Here is a 24739-nt window from a genome sequence, read left to right as displayed (position 1 = left end):
GGCTCCCTTTCGAGGTGGGGTGCACCTCAGATCCTCGTCGCCTCCTCGGTCGCCGGCAACTTGTTCGCGTTGTCGCGGACCGCGGCGGCGAGCGCCTCTCCTTGCGCTGGCGCCGGGCCGAGCGTCGACACCAGCTGCCCGAGCTCGCGGAGATCGTCGGTGAGCTCGCCCAGCCACGACCGCAGCTCGAACAGGTGGACTCCGGACATGAGCTCCTTTGGCTGGGACGAGCCCTCCATCGCCCGGGCGCAGCCGCTGGCCTGCGGCCCGAGCTGGTGCGTGACGGCGTGTCGCGAACCGAGGCCGCGCGCTGGCGCCCCCGTGCGGAGCGCGTGAGCCAGATTGCCGTACCCATCCGACAGCGTCGTGGCGCAGCCAGCCAGGGCGCCGACGAAGGCTGCGCACGGGCCGGGCGCATCCTCCGGCGTCTCTATGCGGGCGATGACGTCGGCGCTGTACCACAGCCGATGTCCGGCGCCAATGATGTCGGACCAGACCTCTGGGGCGACGGTGGCATCCTTGCCCTCGGCCAGGTACTGGGCGAAGACATCCTCCGTGCGCACTGCTGCCGCGAGCACCCGCCTACGCAGCTCCTGGATGTCCTCCGGCGCAGCGACGCCGGGCAAGAGCCCCCGCGCCGTCCTTGTCGCGTAGCCCCGGCCGCTGTCGAAGAGGTCGGCGAGTGTTCTTCGGAGCTGGCCCGAGGCCCCCCGCGGCCAGGCGAGGAGCCCGATGGCCACACCGATGGCCGCCCCCGCCGCCACGTCCTCGAGGCGGAGGAGGCCGATCTTCCACCCGAGTGGCTGGAGGATGTTGAACAGCACGACGATCAACACCGTGAAGCAGGCCTGACCGACGACGAAGTTCACGACGGCAGGGGTGTAGAAGGCGATAAAGATGACCACGGGAAGCACAGCTGCGTAGGCCATCAGGTGACCACCGAAGATGACCGCCAAGCCGGCGGCGGCTCCGAAGCCGAGGAGCGTTCCTGCCAACGCCTGCACAGCGGTGGCTCGGGTGGTGCTGGCTGTCGTCTTGAGAATGGTCAGTGTGGCGAAGACGACCCAGAAACCGTGCTGCAGGTCCAGAGCGCCCACTGCCACCCGCGCCACGGTGAGCCCGGCCGCCAACCGCAGGCTGTTGCGGAGATGCACCGAACCCAGGCTCAGGTTGGTTCGGGCTCGCCGCGCCCACTTGTCCCATGCTGGTCGGTCTCCGGTGACAATCGGCCGGAGGGTCGCCGGTCCGGGCATCTCCGTGCTGATGATCGCGTCGACGCCATCGGCGATACGGGTGTGGACCGTGGTCATGAGGACCGCGGTGGCCAGCTCCCTCATCTCGACGGCGCGGTCGACCCTGCTGGCGAAGAGCTCGTGGTCCGAGTCGCGCGCGAGCAGCTCGCTCAGCGCCTGCTCCGAGAGCGCGGTGAAGTCGCGCTTGGCCTCCAGGACCGGCTCGATCTCAGGAGGCTCGCCCCGATCACGAAGGCTCTTGGCGCAGGCGTCGAGGCTGCGCACCATCGTCGCCACCAGCGCCTCGCGCGAGGCGCGCACCGGCGAGGACGCGTGGACCACGGGAGCGGGATCGTCGATCAGACGGTTGATGACGTCCCCCATCCGTTCGATCCCGTGGAGGAGTGACATCTGCGCCCGCTGGACGTCGGTGGGGCCGGCCGGAGGCTGCGCCGCCATCGTCGCCTGCCGGGTGCGGATGTCGAGGGCGCGTTCGCGCACCACCGCCCGGCGCCGCTCCAGCTCCTCGGGACCAACATCGGCGTCGAACGAGAGGGCGGACAACAGCTCGCTGACGGCGGCGACACCGGAGCCGAAGCGGCCTCGCAGGCTGTCGCTCAGGTAGAGCGGCCACAGCGCCACGGCGGCCAAGGTGGCCAGGGCGCCGGCCAGGGCCACGCCTTCCAGCCGGGCCGGGATGGCGCTCGTCGGAGCGGGGATGCCCGATGCCACCACGTAGAACAGGATCAAGGCTGTGGATCCGGCGGCGAAGTACCCGCTGTAGATGCCGCTGAAGGAGACCACGAGCACCACCAGGAACATCGCCACCGAGGCCGTCCACGTGACCTCCGAGACCCAGGTCCCGAGCGGGACCAGGGCCAGGCCAGCCGCCGTGGCGGCGAGGTTGGCTCGGGTCCGGCCCCGGACCGATCCGCCGAAGTCGGCGATGCCCGTGAGGGCTACCGCGGTGAAGGTGGCCATGACGGTGAGCTGCAGATCCTTGACGACGTAGTTGCCCACCATGAAGCAGATGGTGGCCACCACGGTCACCCGAGCGGCCTTGCGCAGCGACTGCCGGTTGGGATCGTGCACGCTCGCCTCCCGCCGGCCCTGGACCAGCTGCCAGGTGACCGGCGCCCGGCGGCAACGTTACCGCTGGCGCCTCAGCCGCTTCCCGCCAAGGCGGTGACTAGCTGCGCCCCCAGGGGAGGTCAGTTGGCGACCACCAAGCGGGCGTTGTGCAGCACCCGGAGCGAGACGCTGACCGTGGTCTCCTCCAGGGTCTCGCCCGACGCGCCGCGCAGAGGCACCGTGACCAGCGCCCGCCGCTGCCCGGGTGGGCCGTAGACCCGCCTGACCACACCCATCAGCCAGTCGACCCCCCACGGGACGACCACACGTTGACCCTGCTCCGGTTCGCGGGACATCCTGAGCCACCTCCCCCGCTGCCACCTCATCCTGACGCCCGACAGAGCGGTAACCGACCGGGTTACCCCGCCAGCGAGGCGGTAAACGGCCAATGTCGCGCCTGGGGATGGCGGGTGGTCAGGGGGTGAACGCCAGGGACGGCGACACGCCGGCGACGATGATCAACGTGAGCAGCCCGAGGCTCAGGGCGGAGATGCCGAGCAAGCCGTGGAAGGCCGCGCCCCGGATCGGGCGGGCCAGGGCGACGATGAACGGAAAAGCAGCGATGAAGAACCGGGGTCGGGGCCCGAGCGCTCCCGAGGCGATGACGAAGGCCATCGCCGTGGCCGCGTAGATGGTCACGACAGCGGGGGGCTTCCAGCGCCAAAGGAGCACGGCGGCCACGACGAGCACGATCAGCCCGACGGAGGGCACGAGGTAGTCGAAGACGCCAGGATGCTGCAGCGCCTTGCTGAACTTGCCGATGGTCGCGCCCCAGGGGTCGAAGCCGCCCTCCCAGAAGTGCTTCTCGACCTTGTACCAGATGGTCAGATCCCCCGTCCGCCTCCAGAGGTAGCCCTGATACGTGAGCCAGCCCAGGGGAGCCAGCAGCGGGGCCACCAGGGCCAGCCATCGGCGGCCGGGACGGGCGGGTCCCACCGCGGCCTGCTGGTCGAACGCGGCACGGTCGACTCGGGTGCCGTCCGTCGGCGTCGCGACCGGGTCCGCCCCGCCCGTGCCCTCGGGCCGCCGGAGGATCGCCGCTCCTGCCGCCCAGGCGCAGCAGGCGAACAGGGCCAGGCCCTCCGGAGAGGTGGCGCTGGCCGCGGCGGCGGCGAGACCCGCGATCAGCCAGCGCCCGCGGAGGAGCGCAACGAGGCAGATCACCGCAAGGACCACAAGGAGGCCCTCGGTGTAGACCATCGAGAGCGCGATGGCGCCCGGAAAGAAGCACCACAGCGCGGTCGCCCGGTCGGCCGTCGCGGTGTCGATGAGCCGGCGCACGAAGAACCAGACCGCGGCCGAGGCCACGGCTCCGATCACGAACGAGGTCAGCACCCCCGCATACAAGACGTTGAGGCCGGTGACGAACATGGTGATCCGCAGGAGCACCGGCAGAAGGGGCAGGAAGGCGACGGTGGGCGTGTACGCGCTCAGCGGGTGGAGCGAGGTGGTGTAGCCCGCATGGGCGATCCGCAGATACCAGCCGCCGTCCCACATCCCGAGGGCCTCGAAAAGGGGCCGGCCGGGGGGGTTCGTCGGCCACGGACCGTTGAAATGGTCGTGGGCCAGTCCGAGGTTGAAGTCGATCACCAAGCCGATGGCCAGCGCGATGGCGACCCTCGAGACGAGGTAGAGCCCGATGGGGCGCGCCAACGCCTTGGCTGTCGGCCAGGCTTGCTGCCCGGCCCGCTCGACCAGCCGCATCAACGTGGCGGACAGCCCGGGGACGTCGGGTTGTGGCCGGACGGGAGTCCGCTCGCGAACGTCAACCTCCGCCACTCGTCGCTCCTGTGATCGGGGTGCGGAGACACTCGGCCGCCGGCCGCGGGTAGGCGGTGTCCCGGGTCGGCTGCTCAAACCGGCGCCACCAGCTCGAGCTGGATGTTGTCAGGATCACGGAAGACGAGCACGGCGCCGAATGGATCCTCGGCTACAGGCGAGTGATTGACCCCATTATCGCTCAAGCGCTCGCTCCACTCCGTCAAATCGCCCTTGCTGGCAACGCCGAAGCTGATGTGGTCCAACCCCGTGCGCGTCTCGTCGAAGTGCTCCCCGCGGTTGGCCGGGTGCTGGTACAGGGTGAGGACGAGGGCGTCGGACTGCGAGCGTAGGGTGACGAACGAGACGCCCGCCACCTCGACCTCGCGCTGGACGGCCAATCCCAGGACCCGCTGATACCAGGGCGTGCTTCGAGCGAGGTCGGTGACGGTCAGGGCGAAGTGGTGGACGCCCGTCAGCTGCTTGGCCATCTCGTCCCTCTGTGCTCGTGTGGGCGGGCCGGCCCCCCCGGCCGGCGGTGCTCATCCTCAGCCAATTTCCACAGTCCTCTCAGGATCATCCCAGCTTGGCATGCTGCCATGGGCGCCCATGAGGCTTCGCAGCTGGGTCCCGCCTCGTCCATCGGAGATGTTGGCCTTCGAAGATAGGGGTCGCTGAGGTGTCGTTCGTCCGGTCCAGGTCCCTCGCCCGCCGCAACCTGCGGCGCGTAAGAGTAAGCCGCGGAAGGGTCGTCGCCGTTGTCGTCGTGGTGGCGATCGTGGCCGGAGGGGTCACGGCGTGGCTTGTCACCAGCTCCGGCGGCACCAAGTACCGCACCGTGGCGGCCCAGCTGGGGACCGTGCGCCAGACCATCGGAGCGACGGGGACGATCCAGCCCGCGAACACTGCCAACCTCGATTTCGCCACGAGCGGCCGGGTGGCCACGGTCACGGTGCAACCGGGCCAGCAGGTGGCGGCTGGCGTCACCATCGCGACCTTGGACACCACGAACCTGTCGACTCAGCAGAGCTCGGCTCAGGCGGCGCTGAACTCGGCCACGGCGGCCCTCAGCTCGGCCCAGGCCAAGCTGGCCGCTGAGCCGGCGAACGCCACTTCGCAGACCATCGCCTCCGACCAGGCGTCGATCGCCCAGGCCCAGTCCCAGCAGGCCTCGGCGTACGCCCAGCTGACCCAGGCCCAGACGAACATCGGCAGCGCCACCATCGTCACTCCCTTCGCCGGCACGGTCGGCGCCGTCAACATCACCCCCGGCCAGTCGGTCTCCGGCGGTGGCTCCAGCGGTACCAGCAGCAGCTCCAGCTCATCGGGCGGCACCGGCGGGTCCTCGTCGGGCGCCGGCTCTTCGGGCTCCGGCTCTTCGGGCTCGGGGTCGACGGGCAGCTCCGGCTCGACGGCTGCCTCCGGCACGACCGGCTCCACGGGATCATCGGGATCCTCCGGCTCGTCCGGTTCCACGACGTCGGCCATCGTTCTGATCTCGCCCGGCACCTTCAACGTGCAGGCGTCGGTCACCGACGCCCAGATCGGGAGGATCAAGATGGGCGACCAGGCGGTCATCACGCCGAACGGCGCCACCCAGCCCGTGTTCGGCACCATCTCGCAGATCACTCCGCTGGCCACGCAGAGCTCGGGTGTCGCCAGCTTCCCGGTCACCATCGCCATCACCGGCACGCCGCAAGGTCTGTTTGCAGGCGCCAGCGCCCAGGTGTCGATCGTGGTGCTGCAGCGGGCCAACGTGCTGACGGTGCCGACGAGCGCGGTGCACAACGTCGGGTCCCGGAGCTTCGTGAACGTGCTGCAGGGCGGCAAGGAGGTCACCCGCACGGTAGCCACGGGAGCGACGGATCCCGCTCGCACGGAGATCACTTCCGGGCTGACCTCGGGTGATCAGGTGGTGCTGGCCAACCTGAACGCCTCGGTGCCGAGCGGCAACACGACGCGCGCGGGTGGGGCCGGCGGCTTCGGTGGCGCCGGCGGCTTCGGTGGCGGCGCCGGCGGGTTCGGTGGCGCCGGTCGCGGCGGCGGTGGCGGGGGCTTCGGTGGAGGAGGTGCCGGTGGCGGAGCAGGTGGCGCTGCCGGCGGCCGATGATGGCTTCGGTCTTCGGTAGCGGGGCGGGCCCGGGAGGCCAGCCCGGCGAAACAGCTGGCCCGGGAGGCCAGCCCGGCACCAGCACGGGTAGCCCCCCCATGAGCAAGGCCCAGTCCGGGTCCGAACAGACCGCCACGTTGGAGCGGCCGCTCATCGAGCTCAGCGAGGTCCGCAAGATCTACCGCACGGGCACCCTGTCCGTCGAGGCCCTGCGCGGCGTCTCGTTGACGATCTCGGCGGGGGAGTTTGTCGCCATCATGGGCCCCTCGGGGTCCGGGAAGTCCACGATGATGCACATCATCGGGTGCCTGGACGTGCCCACCGAGGGCACCTACCGCCTGGCGGGCGACGACGTGGGGTCGATGACGGAGGCGGAGCTGGCGATCGTGCGCAACCGTCGCATCGGCTTCGTCTTCCAGCAGTTCAACCTGCTCCCGAGCCTGACCGCGGGGCGCAACGTCGAGCTTCCCCTTCTCTACGCCGGCGACAACGACCGCGGGGACAAGGCCCTAGCCGCCTTGGAGCGGGTCGGGTTGGCGGGGCGGGTCCAGCATCGGCCGGGTGAGCTCTCAGGTGGCGAGCAGCAGCGGGTAGCGGTCGCCCGCGCACTCGTCACGGATCCGTCCCTGGTCCTGGCCGATGAGCCGACCGGCAACCTCGACTCGGTGGCGAGCGCCGAGATCCTCCAGCTCTTCCAGGAGCTCAACCGGGCCGGCCGAACCGTCGTGCTCATCACCCACGAGGCAGACGTCGCCGAATGGGCCAGCCGGGTCGTGCGGTTCAAGGACGGCGTCGTCCAGGACCACGGCGGCGGTCCGGCGTGAACTGGCTGGAGACTCTGCGCACCGGGGCGGGAGCGATCGTCTCCCACCGCCTGCGCTCGATCCTCACCGTGCTCGGCATCCTCATCGGCATCGCCGCGGTCATTCTCACCGTCGGGCTCGGCGAGGGAGCACAGGCGAAGGTCAACTCCGCCATCCAGGCGCTCGGGACGAACCTGCTCGTCGTGTCGCCCGGTAGCACGACGACCGGCGCTGTCAGGGGCGGCTTGGGGTCGTCGAACACCTTGACCCTCACCGATGCGAACGCACTCCAATCGCACCTCGACGCGCCCGACGTCGCAGCCGTGGCCCCTACCGCTCAACGGACCATGTCGATGACAGCGAGGTCGGCGAGCTGGACGGCCCCGGTCGTCGGGACGACTACGTCCTATCTCGGAGTCCGCAATCGCCAGCTGGCCGAGGGCAGCTTCTTCAGCAGCAGTGATGTGTCCAACCAGAATCAGGTGGCCGTCCTGGGGCCGACGACAGCGACCAACCTGTTCGGCTTCGCCGACCCCGTCGGACAGACGGTGAACATCAACGGCGTGCCGTTCCGGGTGAGCGGGGTCATGACGTCTGCCGGCAGCTCGTCCAGCACCAACCAGGACGACATGGCGGTGGTCCCCGTCACCACGGCCCAGAACCAGCTGTTCGGGGGGAGCACCCGCAACAGCGTCAGCTCCATCTTCCTCGAGGCCACGAACAAGGACACGTTGTCTGCCGCCTACCAGGAGGCAAACTCGCTGCTCCTGGGCACCCACCAGATCACCAATCCCACCCAGGCCGACTTCACCATCACCACGCAGTCGTCGATCCTGTCGACTGCGACGTCGGTGGACAAGACGCTCACTGTGCTGCTGGCCGGGATCGCCGCCATCTCCCTCCTGGTGGGCGGCATCGGTGTGATGAACATCATGCTGGTGTCGGTCACCGAGCGGGTGCGCGAGATCGGCTTGCGCAAGGCCCTGGGGGCGACGCCTGGAGTGATCCGCGCCCAGTTTCTCGTCGAAGCGTCGATCCTCGGTGTCGCCGGCGGCGTCGGCGGTGTAGTGCTGGGCGTCATCGGCGCCGAGGTGATACCGCAGGTGACGTCCAACGCCGTGTCCATCTCGGTGTTGGCCACGGTGGGGGCCGTCATCGTCGCCGCGGGAATCGGAGTCGTCTTCGGCGTCTACCCCGCCTCGAGGGCCGCCCGCCTCTCGCCAATCGACGCCCTGCGCAGCGAATGATGCCTTCGAACCAACCACTCCGCCGTGTAGCGGCGGACCGATAGGAGCTACGACGACATGTCAGTACCCACCGTCACCGTCAGGACACGACCCGTCGTCGCCGGCCTGGGAGTGCTGGCGCTGGCCGCGGCCGCCTGCGGCGGAGCCAGCACGGCATCGACCAAACCCGCTTCGAGCCAGAGCCCGACGACCACCGCGCCCGGCAACACGCCGCCGCCCGGGGCCTTCGGTACGGCGGCAGCCGTGTCCGGCTCGTCGCTCGAAGTGCAGAATCCGACGACGGGCCAGGTAACCGTGAACATCAGCCCGAGCACGACGTTCAGCCAGACCGTGCCCGCCACCGCCGCCGACCTCGCGACCGGCGTCTGTGTGGCGGCCAACGCGGGCCCGGGCGCCACGACGACACCGGGGCAGCCCTTCACCGCCCGCACCGTCGCCATCAGCCAGCCCGGCGCCAACGGCTGCGCCCCACGAGCGGGCGGGTTCGGCCCGCGGGCTGGTAACGGCCGCGGTGCTGGTGGTGGCGCGGGGGGCTCGAGCACGACCGCTCCCGCCAACGGCGCCAACCGCAACGGCAACGGTGCGCGGCGCTTCGCCGGCGCCTTCGGCAAGGTGGCGTCGGTCTCCGCGCCGACCTTCGTCGTCCAGGGCAACAATCGCAACGGCGCCGCCACGACAACCACCGTCACCACCGACGCCTCGACGACCTTCACCAAAGTCGTGGGCGCCAGCCAGTCGAACCTGGCCGTCGGCCAGTGCATCGCCGCCAACGGTCCCTCCGACCAGACGGGAGCGGTGACCGCCAACTCGATCGCCATCCGCCCGCCGGGGCCGAACGGTTGCTTCACCGGTCGCGGGGGTCAGGGCGGCCAGGGTGGCGGTAACGCCAGTCCGGGCTCGCCCGCCTGACGCCTCGTCGCCCCAGGGCGGCCTCGGGGCCGTCGTTCTGCGATGATACGGAAGCTGGCCTGCCCCGAGGACACGATGGGAGTGACGCCGGTGGCCGACTTCTTCCCCCGAAACTCGGTGATCAGGAGGGTGAATGCCGAGCCGGCGCTGTTCTTCGCCGCCGGCCGGGCGTTGCTGCTGCAGTTGGCCCACCCGGCGGTGGCCCAGGGGGTGGCCGACCACAGCGACTTCCAGTCCAACCCGTTCCGGCGGCTGCAAGGGACCCTCGAGGCGACCTACGCGGTGGTCTTCGGCTCGGAGGAGCTCGCCGCCGCCGTGGGCCGGCGGATCCAGCGCATGCACGACTTCGTGACCGGGGCCAGCTATCGGGCCAACGACCCGGTCAACCTCCTCTGGGTGCACGCCACGCTCACTGACTCGGCGCTTGGCGCCTACACCGTCATGGTCGAGGAGCTGTCTCCCGCCGACACCGCCACCTACTACCGGGAGATGACGCTCGTCGCCGAGGTGTTCGGCCTGCCGGTGGCGGACCAGCCGGCGAGCGTCGACGAGTTCCGCGCCTATTTCGAGGAGATGGTGGCGACGCTGAGGGTCTCTGACGAGGGCCGCCGACTGGGCGAGGACGTCCTGTATCCGTCGCTACCTGCGGGGCTGCGCCTGGCGCTGGCACCGGCGCTCGCCCTCAACCGCCTGGTCGCGGTGGGCACGACACCCGAGCCACTCCGACAGCAGTTCGGGTTCGCGTGGGACCGCCGCCGGGAGCAGCGACTCGCGCTGGTGCAGTCGAGCGCGGGGCGTGTGTTCGGGCTGGCGCCTCGTCCGGTGCGGACGACGCCCGGGTGGCTCAACGGCCGCATCCTGCTGCGGCAGGCGGAGCGGCATGCCGCCGGCCGCCTCAGGGCCGAGGCGCCGGCGGCCTAGCGGCTCGCATCATGTACCCGGGCGAGCATGCCAAGCGACATCCCGGTCATGCGGCGTTCGTCATGGCTACCAGCGGCGAGACCGTCAGCTTCGGTGAGCTGGAAGCCCGGGCCAACAGGCTGGCCCACCTGTTCCGGGACCGTGGCCTTCGGCGCGGGGACCACGTGGCCATCTTCATGGAGAACAACGCCCGGTACCTTGAGACCGAGGCGGCCGCCGAGCGCACGGGGCTGTACTACACCTGCATCAACTCCTACCTCACGGCCGACGAGCTCGCGTACATCGTCAACGACTCTCGGGCCCGTATCCTCATCGTCTCGACGGCCAAGCGCGGGGTTGCCCTGGCGGCGGCCCCCATGTGCCCCGACGTGGAGCTGTTCCTCATGGTGGGCAGCGGCGGGTACGACGCGCCGTTCGAGCCCTACGAGGAGACCGTGGCCCCCTACCCGGCCGACCCCGTTGCCGACGAGCAGCTCGGGCTGGCCATGCTGTACTCCTCGGGAACGACCGGCCGACCCAAGGGCATCCTCCGTCCCCTGCGCCATGCCCACCCGCGTGACCCGGACCCGCTTCGGGCCGGGCTGCAGGAGTTGTGGCGCCTGCGGGAAGGCATGGTCTACCTCTCGCCGGCTCCCCTGTATCACTCGGCGCCGCATGCGAGCGTGGCGTTGTCGCTGCGCCTCGGTGCCACGGCGATCATCATGGAGCGCTTCGACGCCGAGCAGTTCCTCCGCCTGGTTGAACGTCACCGGGTCACACACTCCCAAGTCGTGCCGACCATGTTCAGCCGCATCCTCAAGCTGCCCGACGAGGTCCGAGCGGCGTATGACGTGTCGTCGCTCGAGACGATCATTCATGCGGCGGCGCCGTGCCCGGTACCGGTCAAGGAGCAGATGATCGAGTGGTGGGGCCCCATCATCGTCGAGTACTACGCGGCGACCGAAGGAAACGGGCTCACGTATTGCGACTCGTTCGACTGGCTGGCCCACAAAGGCACAGTGGGACGGGCACTGATGGGCGAGCTGGTGATCCTCGACGATGGGGGTAAGGAGTGCGAGGTCGGGGCGCCGGGAACCGTGTGGTTTCGGGGGGCGACCAACTTCGAGTACTGGAACGACCCGGAGAAGACGGCCGAATCACGTGACCACACCGGGACGATGAGCACCGTCGGCGACGTCGGCTACCTCGACGAAGACGGGTACCTGTACCTGACCGACCGGCGGACGTACATGATCATCTCCGGTGGGGTGAACATCTACCCGCAGGAAGCCGAGAACCTTCTCGTGACGCACCCGAAGGTGCTCGACGCGGCCGTGATCGGGGTCCCCAACGAGGACCTCGGTGAAGAGGTGAAGGCCATCATCGAGCCGGCGGCGGGGGTCGAGCCGGGACCCGAGCTCGAGCACGAGCTCGTCCAGTTCTGCCGAGCGCACCTAGCGACCTTCAAGTGCCCGCGTTCAGTCGATTTCGATCCCAGTCTGCCCCGGCTCCCGACGGGCAAGCTCTACAAACGAGTCCTGCGTGACCGCTACTGGTCCGAACACCGTTCGAGGATCGTCTGACGGCCACTATCGGCCGGCACTCGTATGGTCCGCGTGTTCCACCTTATGTCGAAAGCCCCGAGGGCGACCGGTCGCTTTCGACATAAGGTGGAACTGAGGTGATGCACCACTCGAGCGGGCGCCATGACCAGCGGGGTCGATCAGCCGCTGGCCCCGAGGCCGCCCAGGGAACCGCCGCCGTCGACGACGAGGACATGACCAGTGATCCACGAGGCGAGGTCGCTGGCGAGAAAGACGGCGGCGTCGGCGATGTCCTCGGGCCGGCCGAGGCGCCGGAGGGGCCACGGCCAGGAGTCCTCGTCGCCGCCCGACTGCCACAGGGCGCGAGCGAAATCGGTCTTGACCAGGCCGGGCGCGATGGCGTTCACCCGTACCTGCGGGCCCAGCTCGGTGGCCAGGTGCTTGGTCAGATGGATGAGCCCCGCCTTGGTGACGTCGTAGATGCCGATCGGGCCCCCGTGGGTCATCCCACCGACGGACGAGATGTTCACGACCGTTCCACCGCCGGCCTGGAGAGCCTGTCGCCAAGCTTCCTGGGTCCACGCCAGAGGTCCGCGGAGGTTCACCTCCATCGTCTTGTCGTAGCGGGGGAGGTCGATGTCGATGGCTCGGCCCAGGTACGGGTTCGTGGCCGCGTTGTTCACCAGGATGTGCAGGCCGCCGAAGCGCTCGATCGTTGCCGCCACGCAGGCGCGGGCCTGGTCCGGGTCGCCGGCGTTGGCGGCGAAGACGGCGGTCTCACCTTCGATGCCCGCCGCCGCCTTCTCGAGCGCGTCCTGCTTGCGGGAGGACAGCATGACGCGCGCCCCGTTCTCGGCGAGCGCCCGGGCGATGGCGGCCCCGATCCCTTTCGACGCCCCGGTAACCAGGGCGACTTTGCCGTCGAGTCTCACGTTGCTGGCCAACTCGCTCCCACCTCGTCGTAGTGTCCGTTACTGCTCAGGAGGCTTCCCATGACCGCTGATGAATGGCTCCGGACCTTCGCCGACGAGCTCGGGGTCCCGCCGCCGGACGACGCGACCGTCGAGCAGCTGCTCGCCCTGGCGGCGGTCGCCGCCCACCAGTCCGAGCGCACGGCGGCGCCCATCGCCTGCTTCCTCGTAGGCCAGGCCGGGGTTGACCCTGTCCGCGCCGGAGCGGTGGCCGCCGGTGTGCACGATGCCGGCGGGGCTCAGTCGTAGTACCGATAGACGACCTCGGCCACACACGCCGGCTTCTCCTTGCCCTGCACCTCGATCGTGAGGCCGATGATCGCCTGCACGCCGCCACCGGCGACGTCCTCCACGCTCTGCAGCGTGGCCGAGAGCCGGAGGTTGGCGCCAACGGGGAGCGGGCTGGGGAAACGCACCTTGTTGCACCCATAGTTCAGGCCCATTGACATGCCCTCGACCTCGAGGATCTGGCTGAGGAGGGCGGGGCCCAGGGAGAGGGTGAGGTACCCGTGGGCGATCGGGCCGCCGAACGGCCCGGACTTGGCCTTCTCGACGTCGACGTGGATCCACTGGTGGTCTCCGGTCGCGTCGGCGAACAGGTTGACCTGTTCCTGGGTCAGCTCCTGCCACTCGCTGTACCCCAGGTGCTCCCCGGCCTTGGCCCTGAGCTCGTCCAGTCCCTTGACGATGGTTGGCATGGGAAAACCATAGGACCGGCCCGCCGAGACGCGCTACTGCCGGCGGAGCCACGTAGCTGTACGCTGGAAACGTGATCTTGGCCCTGTTCCTGCTGTTCGTGGTCTTGTTCATCGCCCTGCCGCTTGCCGGGCTGGCGGCCTGGGCCTTGATCAGCACGGTCGTCGTCGGCCTTATCATCGGCGGGCTCGGTCGCCTCCTCGTTCCGGGGCACCAACCGATCGGGCTGCTCACCACCTTTCTGCTGGGTCTGGTCGGGTCGATCGTCGGTGGTTTCCTGGGCAACCACGTGATCCACACCGGTGGCTTCGTGACGGTGCTGCTCGAGATCGGCGTGGCCGCGGTGCTGGTGGCGACCGTGTCAGGCGTCGAGAACCGGCGCGCCCTCGGCGGAGGCCCGGGCTCCCGCGGTTCGCTCTACTAGCCGCTCTACTAGCAGAGCCCAGGGATATCGGCGGGCAGCGGGGGTACGCTGGCCGTGACGATTGCGAAAGGGAGGGAGCATCGATGGGGGCCACCGAGAACACCGATGTCGTTCGGAGGGGCTACGAGGCGTTTCAGAAGGGTGACCTCGCCGCGTTCAACGACATCCTGGCCGACGACTGCGTCTGGCATGTCCCCGGACGGAGCCAGCTTGCCGGCGACAAGAAGGGTCGCCAGGCGACGGTCGAGTACTACGGCAAGCTGGGAGAGCTGAGCGCGGGCACCATCAAGGTCGAGGTGCACGACATCTTCGGCGACGACGAACACGTCGTCGGACTCCACCGGGTCTCGGCCCAGCGGAGCGGCAAGTCGTTCGAGACCACCGAGGTCATCGTCTTCCACGTCGCAGGCGGACGCGTCACCGAGGCCTGGGAGCACCCGTTCGGCCTGTACGAACAGGACGAGGTGTTCGCCTGACAACGCCATCCGGAGCGAAGACGACGTCGTAGCCCGGGCCGCTCGGCCGCGGCTACGACGGTGCCGCGATACCCGAGGGCTCCAAGCCTGCCTTGGGGGCGCTCCCGGTTTGGTCGACGGGCAGGCGGATGGTGAAGGTCGCACCCCCGCCGTCGGTCTCCGAGACGCCGACGCTGCCGCCGTGGGCATTGACGATGGCGGCGACGATGGAGAGGCCGAGCCCGGCCCCACCGTGCTGGCGGGATCGCGACATCTCGGCACGATAGAAGCGCTCGAACGCCTTCTCGGCCTGCTCGGCATTGAGGCCCGGTCCGTCGTCGGACACCTCGACGATGGCATCGGACGCCTCTCTGGCCACACGCACCGTGCTCCTGGTGCCGGCGGGGGTGTGGGCGCGTACGTTGGCCAGCAGGTTGTCGATGACCTGGCGGAGCCGTGCGGCATCCCCGATGACCTCGACGGGCTCGGTGGCGACGACCTGTGCCGGCCACGACGGGTCAACCGTCTGCGCCGCGTCGACGGCTTCGGCGGCCACCCGCACCAGCTCCACCGGTCGGCGCTCGAGCGGTCTGCCCTCGTCGAGGCGGGCCAGCAGCAACAGGTCCTCGACCAGCAGGCCCATGCGCGCCGTCTCGGCCCGGACCCCCGCCATCACCCGAGCCAGGTCTTCGGGCTGGGCGCGCGCGCCGCGGTCGAACAGCTCGGCGTAGGCGGCCACCGCAGCCAGCGGCGTGCGCAGCTCGTGGGAGGCGTCGGCGACGAAGCGGCGGAGGCGCTCCTCGGAGCGCCGCAGCTCCGCTTCCGTTTGGTCCCGCTGCTTGAAGGCATCCTGGATCCGTTCGAGCATGGCGTTGAGGGCGCGGGCCAGCCTGCCCACCTCCGTCGTCGGCCGGGCCTCGGGCACGCGACGGGTGAGGTCGCCCTCGGCGATGGCGTCCGCCGTGCGCTCGACCTGCTCCAGGGGACGCAGCCCGACTCGGACCACCCACCACCCGAGGGCGGCGGCCGCCGCCAGGGCGCCACCGGTGACGGCCAGCTCGATGAGCAGGAGACGATGGAGGCTGCCCGCGGTATCGGTGAGTGGGGCGGCCAGGATGAGCTGGTCGCCGCCCACGAGGGCCGAGGCCCGAACACGGAACTCCGGACCTCCCTGGTTCGTCGATCCGACGTTGAGGTAGGTCGTCGGCTCTCCGGGGCCCCCAGACGATTGTCCGACGTTGATGTGGGAGGGCAGGGAGGGGGACAACTGCTGCCCGCCGCGCACGAAGGCGGGCACGTCGCCCAGGTTCTGGCCTTCCGGGCCCCGAACCTCGACGAACATCCCGGGCGCCAGACGGGCCACGGTGCCGACGTCGAGGGTCTGCCCACTGTTCAGTGCCTGCTCGAGCGGTGGGTGGGCCGTCTCGAGGGAAGTGTCGACCTGGTTGAAGAGGAAGGACTTGAACGAAGAATAGGTAGCCACGTCCGCGGCGATCAGAGCTGCCAGGGCGACGGCGCCGACGGCGATGAGCAGGCGCGCCCGCAGCGACACTACGACCCTGGCTCTCGCAGCGAGTAGCCGACCAGGCGGATGGTCTGGATCAGCGGAGGACCGAGCTTGTCCAGCTTCTTGCGCAGATAGCTCACGTAGGTCTCCACCACGCTCGGGTCACCCCCGAAGTCGTAGTGCCACACGTGGTCCAGGATCTGTGACTTGGACAGCACCCGGCGCGGGTTCAGCAGGAAGAAGCGGAGGAGGGAGAACTCCGTGGCGGTCAGCCGCAGGGGGGTACCGCCTCGCCAGACCTCGTGCGTGTCGTCGTCCATCTCCAGGTCGGCGAATCGCAGCCGGCCGTCGGTGTCCGTCTCGCCCTGGGTGCGGCGCAGGATCGCCCGGGTGCGGGCGACCACCTCGGCCAGCGAGAACGGCTTGGTCACGTAGTCGTCGCCGCCAATGGTCAGGCCGGCGACCTTGTGCTCCAGGGCGTCACGGGCCGTGAGGAACAGGACCGGCACCCGCAGCCCGTCCTGTCGGAGGCGGCGGGTCACCTCGAGGCCGTCGAGGTCGGGCAGCATCACGTCCAGCACGATGAGGTCGGGCGGGTGCTCCTGGGCCGAGGAGAGCGCCGCCCGCCCCGTGGACGCCCGGGCCACGTCGAAGCCCTCGTAGCGCAGCGACGTCGCCACTGCGTCGACGATCGACTCCTCGTCGTCCACGACCAAGATCCGCTGCGCTGCTCCGTCGCCCATGGGGGTCACCTCATCCTCGCGCCCGGCCTCCCGGCCGACTACTCCCTCGGGCCGGCCTCCTGGCCGACTACTCCCTCGGGCCGGCCGCCTGGCCGATCTTGTACCACAAGGTTCGTCGGGCGATCAGGGAGTCCACTGTGGTCTGGCTGTGTCCCAGCTGGGAATCCCCTCCAAGGCCGGCAAGAGGCCGACTTCTCACCGGGCGCCCAGCGGGCGCCCGGGGCGCGCCAACCTGGCCGGCCGACACTGCCCCGAGGCAGCAGGGGAGGCCGACCCGGGAGGTCGGCCGGAACCGGGAGGTCGACGATGCGTGAAGAAGCGATCAGGGCACGGGCCCTCGGACTGCGACGGGTGTCACGGCTGACCCGCTGGGCGATGGCGGGCGGGCTGGCGCTCACCGGCGTCCTGTCGGCGACGGCCGCCGCGGTGTACTCGGGCCACTCGCCCGCAGGCGCCAGCACCGCCGGTTCGAGCAGCACCTCCAGCACGTCCAGCACGTCGAGCAGCGGGACGAGCAGCGGGAGTGGCCAGTCGTCGAGCAGCGGCCAGCTCCAGTCGCCGTCGAGCAGCCCCAGCTCGTCGAGCGGATCGAGCCACGTCACCTCGGGCGGTTCCTGATGGCTGCGCCCTTGGGACGGCTGGCCGCCGTCGGGCGCTGCGAGCTCCGCGCCCTCGGTACCGGGGCGGTGGTCCTCACCGCGGATTCGCGCCGCCTGGGGCCGGCCCTCGCCGCCGTTGTGGAGGAGGTCGCGGCGATCGACGTCGCCTGCAGCCGTTTTCGGGACGACTCAGAGCTGGCCGCGGTCAACCGCGGCGGTGGCCGTCCGGTTCATGTCGGCCCCCTGCTTCTCGAAGCGGTGGAGACGGCGCTGCGGGCGGCCCGGCTCACCGACGGTGACGTGGATCCCACCGTGGGCGATGCCATCCGGGTCCTTGGCTACGACCGCGACTTCGGCGCCGTGGCGCCGACCGGCCGGCCACTGGTCCGCCTCGCCGCCGTACCGGGGTGGCACCAGATCAGCGTGGACCGGCGTCGCCAGCTGGTGGCGATGCCTCCCGGGGTGAGCCTGGACCTCGGCGCCACGGCCAAAGCGCTGGCGGCCGACCGGGCTGCCAGTCGGGCCGCGTCTGCCGCCGGCTGCGGGGTGCTTGTCAGCCTTGGCGGGGACATCTCGACCGCCGGCGAACCGCCGGGCGGGGGCTGGTCGGTGCGCGTCGCCGACTGGCACGCGGCGGGCCCGGAGGCCGAAGGTGAGATCGTCGAGGTGTCCTCAGGTGGCGTGGCCACGTCCTCGACGACGGTCCGACGGTGGTCGCGGGGCACCGAAGAGCTGCACCACGTCGTCGATCCGGCCACGGGCCGCTCGGCAGAGGTCGTCTGGCGAACGGTATCGGTGGCTGCCGCCACCTGTGTCGACGCCAACGTGGCCGCCACCGCGGCCATCGTCCGGGGGAATCGGAGCCCGGCGTGGCTGGCCTCGTTGCGTCTTCCCGCCCGCCTCGTCCGACCCGACGGTTCCGTGGTCAGAGTCGGGGGCTGGCCTGCGCCGGAGGTGGCGGCGTGAGCGGCAAGGCGCTGTGGTACCTGACCCGGGGCAGCGGGGCCGTGAGCCTCGTGCTGCTGACCCTGGCCCTGGTGCTCGGCATCCTCACCTCCTCGCGGTGGGTGCGCGACCGCTGGCCGCGCTTCGTGGTCGAGGGACTGCACCGCAACTTGTCGCTCATGGCGACGGTGTTCGTCGGCATCCACATCGCCAGCGCAGTGGCGGACGGCTACGTGCCGATTCGCTGGATCGACGCCGTCGTGCCGTTCGGCGCCGCCTACAGCCCCTTCTGGTTGGGCCTCGGTGCTCTGGCACTCGACATCTTCGTCGCCGTGGCCGTCACCAGCCTGGTGCGGGCCCGCCTCGGCTACCGGGCCTGGCGCAGTGTGCACTGGTTGGCCTACGGCTGCTGGGGCCTGGCCATCGTCCACGGCGTCGGGATCGGAAGCGACCGGGGCCAACTCTGGATGCTCACCCTCGATCTCGTCGCGGTGGCTTCGGTGCTGGGCTCAGTCGCGTGGCGGGTCGGCCGTCGTGGCCGCGGTCCGGTGACCGCCGGCGAGCGGGTCCTGGAGCCTCAATCGACGTAACGTCGTCGGTCGTGAACGACACCGTGGGATACGAGATCGACGGGCACGTGGCGACCATCACCTACAACCGCCCCGAGGCGCTCAACGCCGTCAACGGAGAGATGCGGCGGGGGCTCAACGACGCGTTCGCCGCCTTTCGTGACGACGAGGGCGCGTGGGTGGCCATCGTCACCGGGCAGGGTCGGGCGTTCTGCGCGGGGGCCGACATGCGGGACGGGGGCGCGGCAGCGGGGGAGTTCGCGGGGTCGTTCTGGGAGAAGCCCACGCTCAACTCGTTCGAGAGTGGGTGGGAGATCTTCAAGCCCGTCATCGCCGCCGTGAACGGCCACTGCCTGGGCTACGGGCTCACATTGGTGACGTGGTGCGACTTCGTGATCGCCAGCGAGCGGGCCGAGTTCGGCTTTCCCGAGGTACGCCTCGGCGTCCCCACGATCGTGGGGGCCATCCGCCTTCCGAAGCGGATCAGCTGGCAGTACGCCATGGAGCTCCTTCTCACCGGCGAGCGGGTCGACGCCCACCGGGCGAGGGAGATGGGCCTGGCCGGCTGGGTGGTGCCCCACGAGGATCTCATGGCCGAGGCTCGGCGCCTGGCTGACCGACTGGTCCGGGCTGCGCCGTTGGCGGCGCGGGCCACCAAGGAGGTGGCGGTGCGCTCGGAGCACCTGTCGTCTCTCGAGGCGATCCGCTTCGGGGAGACGATGCGCAAGGTGGTGGCGACCACCGCCGACGCCGCCGAGGGGCTCGAGGCGGCGCGAGAAGGCCGGTCACCTCGATGGACGGGCCGCTGAGCTCTGACCTCAAGCCGGTCTCCCAGGCCGGCCGGCGGACCTCTGGCTGGCGGGCGGGCCCGACTGTCACCTCAGGACGGGCTCGATCTAGCCTCGATCGTCGTGCAGCCGTGGCGTCGACCGGGGGAAGCCGAGCGTGCTCGCGGCGCGGGCGGCCAAGATGGGGACCGGTCGCCTGGAGACCGGGCAGGCATCGCCAGCGGCGACGCCCAACGAAGACCCGAGCCGATGACCCCCGACCGGTCCGCGCTTCGGGCACTCCCCGCGCGCAGGCGGCTGCGCAGAGGAGGGGCCTTGGGCATGCTGGCGCTCGCCCTGGCAGTGGCGCTCGTCGCCTCTGGCTGCGGTGGGCCGTCATCGGCGTCACCGTCGGCGCCGTCGCCCTCGTTCGGAATCGTCCAGGACCGACCGGTGCCCGACGTGCCACTGGTCGACGAGAGCGGCCGGCCGACCAGCCTCTCCGCCTTTCAGGGCAAGGTCGTGGTGCTGGCCAACTTCCTTTCGCTGTGCCAGGACGAGTGCCCGATGATCACGGGCGCGTTCATCGCCATGCAGCGCGACGTGCAAGCGGCCGGGCTCGGCAACAGCGTGGCCTTCGTGGAGGTCAGCGTCGACCCTGGTCGGGACACGCCCGCCCGGCTGGCGGCGTACTCCCAGCAGTTCGGGGCGACGTGGCCGCTTCTGACAGGGACCCCATCGGACCTGAGCCGGCTATGGAGCTTCTTCGGCGTCTCGTCCCAGCAGGTCCCCGAGGATCAGCCGCCCAAGCTCGACTGGTGGACGCACCAGCCCCTGACCTACGACGTCACCCACACCGACGGCTTCATCCTGCTCGACGCCAACGGCCACGAGCGCTTCATCACCTCCAACCCTCCCGACCTGCACGGCCAGCTCGGTGCCCCGCTCAAGGGACTGCTGAACGACGGGGGCGTTCACAACCTCGAGCACCAGCAGTCGCCATCATGGACCGTGTCCCAGGCCCTGGGTGCCCTGGGCTGGCTCGTGGGGCGGGCCATCCCCTAGCGGGCGCGACCGTTGCGTTCGACCCGGGTACCCGGTACCCTCACGATCGGCACGGAGGCGGGTATGCGTCTTCGCTGAGCAGTCCGGAGTGACCGTCGCCTGGCCTCCGGTGGCGGGACGGCCCGGTTACGACAGGCGGCATGGCGGGCCGGGGGGGCAAGTCGATGAAGACGGTGGATCCGCTGCTGAAGAACGAGTACTCGAAGCGCGTCTACGCGCGCTTGGGGCTCCGCAAGCCGTTTGCGACCCAGCACCAGACGCGTCACTACCGCCTGCCGGTGCTCCAGGAGAACGGTGGCCATGTGGTGATGCGGCCCTACTCGGGCCCGGAGATCCCCTCGACCGAGTGGACGAGCCTCGAGTACTCGACACCACCGACCGACCCGACGACCTGGTTCGCACCGCTGGCCACAGCCAACGGCGAGAACATCCTCCGAGGGTTCTGGGACTTCGGAAAGCCGGATCTCGACGGTATCTGGACGTCCAACGCCGCCCGGGCGCCAGGCCTCGTCCGCTACGTCGACTCGCTCGGCAACCGGTTCGGGCGCATCCAGGTCATCCGTCAAGAGCCGACCTCGATCAGGGAGGCCCGCTGGGGCCTTCACCTCGACGACAACAACCGCCTCAACCCCATGGTCAGCGGGTGGGTCGTCAGGCTGTGGTTCCAGCTGACCGACGATCCGGACAGTGCCCTGGTGCTCCGGCCCGGTCAGTTCGACCGGGCCAACGAGGTCCGCGTCCCGCTGCACAAGGGCGCCCAGATCCTCATCGACTCCGAAGCCGTCTTCCACTCGGGCTACCACACGGGTCCCGACCAGCGGTACGCGCTGATCGTCAGCCTGGAGAGCACCGAGCATCTGGACGACTGGGTGCGGAGCCGGCTGCCGTAACGAAGAGCCCAACGGGTTCTTCGCCACCCCCCGGCGGGGACAACTGCATGACCTTGGGTTACCCTTAGAGGTCCTGAACCCCAAACGGGGGGCAAAGGGGGGAAGAAATGGGCAACGGACGCATGGCGGACGCTGGCATTCGGCTGAACAAGAACCTCGTGGTCAGTGGGGCGGTGCTGGTTGGGATCGGGGGTTTCCTGGCGGCAACGGGACTCCTGCTTGGCAGCACTGCGTTCGCCTCGGCGATGCGCCAATGGGTCCGCCAGCTCGATCAGCCGCCGAGCGAGATGGCGCGGCAGAAGTGGAACCAGGCCAGGGCGGCGACGCTCGCCGGAGCAAAGGCCTGGCAGGGGGATTCCGGCTAGCGAACCAGTCCGTCAGGACCAAATCATCCGACCAGGGTGATGCCGGCCGCTCGAGGCGACCGTACCGTTCTCGATGGTGAGGGCGCTGTTGACGCCCCCTCTCGACCACTGAGGAGGCACAAGGAATGCAGACCCAAAGGACCCAGTCGGATCGTGGGGCCGGGTGGAGAGTATTCGCCGGCATCATGATGGTGATCGTCGGATTCCTGAACCTCATCGACGCCATCGTCGCCATCACCGACGCGAACTACTACCAGCGCGTGGCGAACAACAACGGCATCAGCCTGCCTGTCACCAACACGATCCATACCTGGGGCTGGGTAGAGCTGGCGTTGAGCGTCATCCTGATCATCGCCGGGTTCGTCGTCCTGTCGTTGGGACCCGCGTTCATCTCTCGCACGATCGGCGTCATCTTCGCCAGCCTGAACATAGTCTTCCAGCTCGCCTATCTGGCTCACTTCCCGTTCTGGTCGTTCACCATGATCATCATCGACATCCTGATCATCTACGGACTGATCGCTCACGTGGAGACCTACGAGACGCGGTGAGTGACGGCGGAGCGCAGAGCAGCGGCGACGTCACACTTCCGGTGGTCCATGTTCGGGTATATCCGGAGCACCTGGCCTACTTCGCCGCCCTCGGCGTGCTCACCGCGCTCGAGGTCATCGAGTGGCCCTTGACCGCGGTGATGATCGGCGGGCAGATCCTCGCCACACATGCCCACCGCCGGATCGTGCGCGAGCTCGCATCGGGGGTCGACGAGGCAGTCTGAGCCGCCGCCGCAGCCAGTGCGACGAGCACGCTCAGTGATGGAACGAGCTCTGGTGCTCGCCGACGCCTCCGCCGGTGCGGTCGAGCGCCTCCACGCCGCGGCGAAGATCGTCCAGGAAGAGCTCGGCGGCGTCCTTGCTGCCTTGGCGGACGACCACCCGAGCAGCGGCGAGGTCGGTGCGGTTGTCGGGAAACGTGTACGCAGGTACCTGCCACCCACGCGCACGCAGATGGGCCGAGAGGTCGAAGACGTCGAACGCCGTGCCCGGCTTGGTCGTGAAGGCGAACACCGGCAGCTGGGAGCCGTCGCTGAGAAGGTCGAACCGGCCCGTGGCGGCGATCTCGGCCGACAGGAACATGGCCACGTCCCGGCACCCCCGCTGTACCGCCCTGAAGCCATCCCAGCCCAGGCGGAGGAAGTTGTAGTACTGCGCCACCACCTGAGATCCCGGGCGGGAGAAGTTGAGGCCGAAGGTGGGCATGTCGCCACCCAGGTAGTTCACACGGAACACGAGCTCCTCGGGAAGGGCAGCGGCGTCACGCCACACTATCCAGCCCACCCCTGGGTACACGCGTCCGTACTTGTGCCCCGAGACGTTGATCGAGGCCACCCGGGGGAGCCGGAAGTCCCAGACGACCTCCTCGTCCAGAAACGGTGCGATCATCGCACCCGAGGCCCCGTCCACGTGGACCGGGATGTCCATCCCGGTGCGGGTCTCGAGGTCATCCAGACCGGCAGCGATGTCGGCGACCGGCTCGTAGCTGCCGTCGAATGTGGACCCGAGGATTGCCACCACGCCGATCGTGTTCTCGTCGCAAGCGTCGATTGCCTCGGACGCGCCAAGGTGGTACCGGTCGCCCTCGATCGGGACGAGGCGGGGTTCGACCTCGAAGTAGTTGGCGAACTTCTCCCAGCACACCTGGACGTTGGCGCCCATGACGATGTTGGGGTTGGTGGTGTCCTTGCCTTCCGCCCGGCGACCGGCACGCCAGCGTCGCTTCAGTGCCAGGCCTCCCAGCATGCAGGCTTCGCTGGAGCCCGTCGTCGAGCAGCCGGTCGCGCCGCCCTTCTCGGGCATGTGCCACAGATTTCCGAGGATGTTGACGCAGCGCGTCTCGATCTCTGCGGTCTGCGGGTATTCGTCCTTGTCGATCATGTTCCTTGCTGCGCAGTCGAGCATCAGCCGGTCCGCCTCGGGTTCCATCCAGGTGGTGACGAAGGTGGCCAGGTTCAAGGAGGCGTTGCCGTCGAGCATGAGCTCCTGATGGATGAGGCGGTGAGCGGCTTCCGCGGGCATCGGATCATTGGGCAGGTGAAAGCGCGGGACCTCGTCGCGCCCAGTGTCGAGCTGAAAGAGAGGATCGCCGCGAAGCAGCTCCCTCTCCGCCTCTCCCTTGCCATGGACCGCCATCAGCACTCCTCTCGTTGCCAGCCCTTCGGTTTCATACCACTTCTCACTCTCGAGTAGTCCGGGTCGAGGGCTCGGACATCACCCTCACCGGGTGATCCCTGCCGCGCATCCGTGCCCACGCCCACCCTCAGCCGTAAGCTGCTCCAATCGCTGACATCGACGCTCCGGAGCCCCAGGGGGAGGGCAAGGATCGGCGGGCGGGTCGGGCCTGGCGCCAGCTGGCCAGGCGGCTCGAGCGCGGGGACACCTACGTCGCCGTGCTCGGGCTGTTGATCGCCACGTACTTCCTGGTGTCGCTCCTGCCCGACGCGACCTGGAGCCGGCTGGTCCAGGAGCTGGCGGTCGGAGCGACACTGCTGATCACCCTGCGGACGTCGCACGCGAGGGCCCGCCTCCAGCGGCTCGCCCGGGCGGGGGTGGTCGTCGGTCTCGTGCTGACCCTGGTCGGCTCGTTGGTCGGGAGCGCGCTCGCCCTCGTGCACCTGGTGTTCATGCTGCTGCTGCTGGTGACGCCGTTCGTGATACTCAACAGGATCCTGCGCCACTCGACCGTCAGCATCGAGACCATCGCCGGGGCGATCGACGTCTACGTGCTCCTGGGCCTGATCTTCGCCATGCTGTACCGGTCGATCGCGGCGGTAGCGGGGACGCCGTTCTTCTTCAGACCAACCACGCCAGTGGAAATCAGTTTCTCTACTTCAGTTTCGCCACCGAGACGACGGTCGGGTATGGGGACCTGACGGCGGCGACGAACATCGGACGGTCGATCGTCGTTCTCGAGGCGCTCATCGGTCAGATCTTCCTGGTGACTCTGGTGGCGCGGCTGGTCTCGCTCATGGCGACCAGGGGAACCCACGGGAACGAAGGGGAGTAGGCGCTACAGCCCGGTAGTGGCGGTCACCCGGCCTGTCTTCACGGCGTCGGCG

At 69.6% G+C, this 24739-nt stretch carries 28 protein-coding genes; 19 read left to right on the top strand and 9 right to left on the bottom strand.

Annotation, left to right across the window (positions count from 1 at the left end; all coding sequences use genetic code 11):
• Positions 1-26: 26 nt before the first annotated feature.
• The 4 genes from VH112_03490 to VH112_03475 all read right to left on the bottom strand — a co-directional run bounded on the left by VH112_03490 (position 27) and on the right by VH112_03475 (position 4612).
• The gene (locus VH112_03490; GenBank protein ID HEX4539284.1) at positions 27-2324 is read right to left on the bottom strand and encodes an FUSC family protein; all 2298 of its coding nucleotides are present in this window, start codon (positions 2322-2324) and stop codon (positions 27-29) included.
• 119 nt (positions 2325-2443) lie between these two features.
• Positions 2444-2659: a hypothetical protein gene (locus tag VH112_03485; protein HEX4539283.1), complete on the bottom strand. Its 216-nt coding sequence runs from the start codon at positions 2657-2659 to the stop codon at positions 2444-2446.
• Positions 2660-2777: 118 nt separating this feature from the next.
• Positions 2778-4142, bottom strand: a complete 1365-nt coding sequence (locus tag VH112_03480) for a mannosyltransferase family protein (GenBank protein HEX4539282.1) — start codon at positions 4140-4142, stop codon at positions 2778-2780.
• A 74-nt stretch (positions 4143-4216) separates the two neighbouring features.
• Entirely contained in the window at positions 4217-4612 is a 396-nt protein-coding gene (locus VH112_03475; protein HEX4539281.1) for a VOC family protein, read from the bottom strand.
• Between the two features lie 188 nt (positions 4613-4800).
• Here VH112_03475 and VH112_03470 point away from each other — a divergent pair, with 188 nt between their 5' ends.
• From VH112_03470 to VH112_03445, 6 genes are all read left to right on the top strand, one after another.
• Positions 4801-6231 (top strand): biotin/lipoyl-binding protein, encoded by a 1431-nt coding sequence (locus VH112_03470; protein ID HEX4539280.1) that lies wholly within the window; start codon positions 4801-4803, stop codon positions 6229-6231.
• A 98-nt stretch (positions 6232-6329) separates the two neighbouring features.
• Positions 6330-7055 carry an ABC transporter ATP-binding protein gene (locus VH112_03465; protein ID HEX4539279.1) on the top strand — a complete coding sequence of 242 codons (726 nt, stop codon included), beginning with the start codon at positions 6330-6332 and terminating at the stop codon, positions 7053-7055.
• On the top strand, positions 7052-8281 hold the full coding sequence (locus VH112_03460) for an ABC transporter permease (GenBank protein HEX4539278.1): 1230 nt from the start codon (positions 7052-7054) through the stop codon (positions 8279-8281). The genes VH112_03465 and VH112_03460 overlap by 4 nt, the downstream gene beginning before the upstream one ends.
• 57 nt (positions 8282-8338) lie before the next feature.
• Complete coding sequence (locus VH112_03455) at positions 8339-9190, top strand: DUF5666 domain-containing protein (GenBank protein ID HEX4539277.1); 852 nt, start codon at positions 8339-8341, stop codon at positions 9188-9190.
• A gap of 42 nt (positions 9191-9232) precedes the next feature.
• Positions 9233-10111: an oxygenase MpaB family protein gene (locus VH112_03450; protein HEX4539276.1), complete on the top strand. Its 879-nt coding sequence runs from the start codon at positions 9233-9235 to the stop codon at positions 10109-10111.
• A gap of 11 nt (positions 10112-10122) precedes the next feature.
• Positions 10123-11673 carry an AMP-binding protein gene (locus VH112_03445; protein HEX4539275.1) on the top strand — a complete coding sequence of 517 codons (1551 nt, stop codon included), beginning with the start codon at positions 10123-10125 and terminating at the stop codon, positions 11671-11673.
• A gap of 140 nt (positions 11674-11813) precedes the next feature.
• On the opposite strand, the gene VH112_03440 is transcribed toward VH112_03445, so the two are convergent.
• On the bottom strand, positions 11814-12578 hold the full coding sequence (locus tag VH112_03440; GenBank protein HEX4539274.1) for an SDR family oxidoreductase: 765 nt from the start codon (positions 12576-12578) through the stop codon (positions 11814-11816).
• 48 nt (positions 12579-12626) lie between these two features.
• Here VH112_03440 and VH112_03435 point away from each other — a divergent pair, with 48 nt between their 5' ends.
• Positions 12627-12854 carry a DUF6457 domain-containing protein gene (locus VH112_03435; GenBank protein HEX4539273.1) on the top strand — a complete coding sequence of 76 codons (228 nt, stop codon included), beginning with the start codon at positions 12627-12629 and terminating at the stop codon, positions 12852-12854.
• On the opposite strand, the gene VH112_03430 is transcribed toward VH112_03435, so the two are convergent.
• A complete protein-coding gene (locus VH112_03430) occupies positions 12845-13303 on the bottom strand; it encodes a MaoC family dehydratase (protein ID HEX4539272.1) in 459 nt (152 codons plus the stop codon). The two genes, VH112_03435 and VH112_03430, sit on opposite strands and share 10 nt — an antisense overlap.
• Before the next feature lie 71 nt (positions 13304-13374).
• Between VH112_03430 and VH112_03425 the strand changes: the two genes are divergently transcribed.
• On the top strand, positions 13375-13725 hold the full coding sequence (locus VH112_03425) for a hypothetical protein (protein ID HEX4539271.1): 351 nt from the start codon (positions 13375-13377) through the stop codon (positions 13723-13725).
• Positions 13726-13808: 83 nt separating this feature from the next.
• Entirely contained in the window at positions 13809-14201 is a 393-nt protein-coding gene (locus VH112_03420; protein ID HEX4539270.1) for a nuclear transport factor 2 family protein, read from the top strand.
• Between the two features lie 52 nt (positions 14202-14253).
• On the opposite strand, the gene VH112_03415 is transcribed toward VH112_03420, so the two are convergent.
• Both VH112_03415 and VH112_03410 read right to left on the bottom strand, forming a co-directional pair.
• Complete coding sequence (locus tag VH112_03415) at positions 14254-15732, bottom strand: HAMP domain-containing sensor histidine kinase (GenBank protein ID HEX4539269.1); 1479 nt, start codon at positions 15730-15732, stop codon at positions 14254-14256.
• On the bottom strand, positions 15732-16430 hold the full coding sequence (locus VH112_03410; GenBank protein ID HEX4539268.1) for a response regulator transcription factor: 699 nt from the start codon (positions 16428-16430) through the stop codon (positions 15732-15734). Before VH112_03410 ends, VH112_03415 begins: the two co-directional genes overlap by 1 nt.
• 306 nt (positions 16431-16736) lie before the next feature.
• On the opposite strand from VH112_03410, the gene VH112_03405 reads away from it, so the two are divergent.
• The 9 genes from VH112_03405 to VH112_03365 all read left to right on the top strand — a co-directional run bounded on the left by VH112_03405 (position 16737) and on the right by VH112_03365 (position 22402).
• Positions 16737-17048, top strand: coding sequence for a hypothetical protein (locus tag VH112_03405; GenBank protein HEX4539267.1), 312 nt, complete (start codon positions 16737-16739; stop codon positions 17046-17048).
• Positions 17048-17995 (top strand): FAD:protein FMN transferase, encoded by a 948-nt coding sequence (locus VH112_03400; GenBank protein HEX4539266.1) that lies wholly within the window; start codon positions 17048-17050, stop codon positions 17993-17995. Before VH112_03405 ends, VH112_03400 begins: the two co-directional genes overlap by 1 nt.
• Complete coding sequence (locus tag VH112_03395) at positions 17992-18564, top strand: ferric reductase-like transmembrane domain-containing protein (protein HEX4539265.1); 573 nt, start codon at positions 17992-17994, stop codon at positions 18562-18564. The genes VH112_03400 and VH112_03395 overlap by 4 nt, the downstream gene beginning before the upstream one ends.
• 11 nt (positions 18565-18575) lie before the next feature.
• Positions 18576-19352: an enoyl-CoA hydratase-related protein gene (locus VH112_03390; protein HEX4539264.1), complete on the top strand. Its 777-nt coding sequence runs from the start codon at positions 18576-18578 to the stop codon at positions 19350-19352.
• A 300-nt stretch (positions 19353-19652) separates the two neighbouring features.
• The gene (locus VH112_03385; GenBank protein HEX4539263.1) at positions 19653-20375 is read left to right on the top strand and encodes an SCO family protein; all 723 of its coding nucleotides are present in this window, start codon (positions 19653-19655) and stop codon (positions 20373-20375) included.
• Positions 20376-20515: 140 nt separating this feature from the next.
• Complete coding sequence (locus VH112_03380) at positions 20516-21265, top strand: hypothetical protein (GenBank protein HEX4539262.1); 750 nt, start codon at positions 20516-20518, stop codon at positions 21263-21265.
• Positions 21266-21372: 107 nt separating this feature from the next.
• Positions 21373-21630 carry a hypothetical protein gene (locus VH112_03375; protein HEX4539261.1) on the top strand — a complete coding sequence of 86 codons (258 nt, stop codon included), beginning with the start codon at positions 21373-21375 and terminating at the stop codon, positions 21628-21630.
• Between the two features lie 125 nt (positions 21631-21755).
• Complete coding sequence (locus VH112_03370; protein HEX4539260.1) at positions 21756-22178, top strand: hypothetical protein; 423 nt, start codon at positions 21756-21758, stop codon at positions 22176-22178.
• Entirely contained in the window at positions 22175-22402 is a 228-nt protein-coding gene (locus VH112_03365) for a hypothetical protein (protein ID HEX4539259.1), read from the top strand. Before VH112_03370 ends, VH112_03365 begins: the two co-directional genes overlap by 4 nt.
• A gap of 31 nt (positions 22403-22433) precedes the next feature.
• On the opposite strand, the gene VH112_03360 is transcribed toward VH112_03365, so the two are convergent.
• Positions 22434-23813, bottom strand: a complete 1380-nt coding sequence (locus VH112_03360) for a glutamate decarboxylase (protein ID HEX4539258.1) — start codon at positions 23811-23813, stop codon at positions 22434-22436.
• Positions 23814-24070: 257 nt separating this feature from the next.
• On the opposite strand from VH112_03360, the gene VH112_03355 reads away from it, so the two are divergent.
• The gene (locus VH112_03355; protein ID HEX4539257.1) at positions 24071-24553 is read left to right on the top strand and encodes a hypothetical protein; all 483 of its coding nucleotides are present in this window, start codon (positions 24071-24073) and stop codon (positions 24551-24553) included.
• Positions 24554-24739 lie beyond the last annotated feature (186 nt).

This window comes from Acidimicrobiales bacterium (assembly GCA_036270875.1).
Classification (GTDB): Bacteria; Actinomycetota; Acidimicrobiia; order Acidimicrobiales; family AC-9; genus AC-9.
This window is presented reverse-complemented; position numbering and strand designations above follow the sequence as displayed.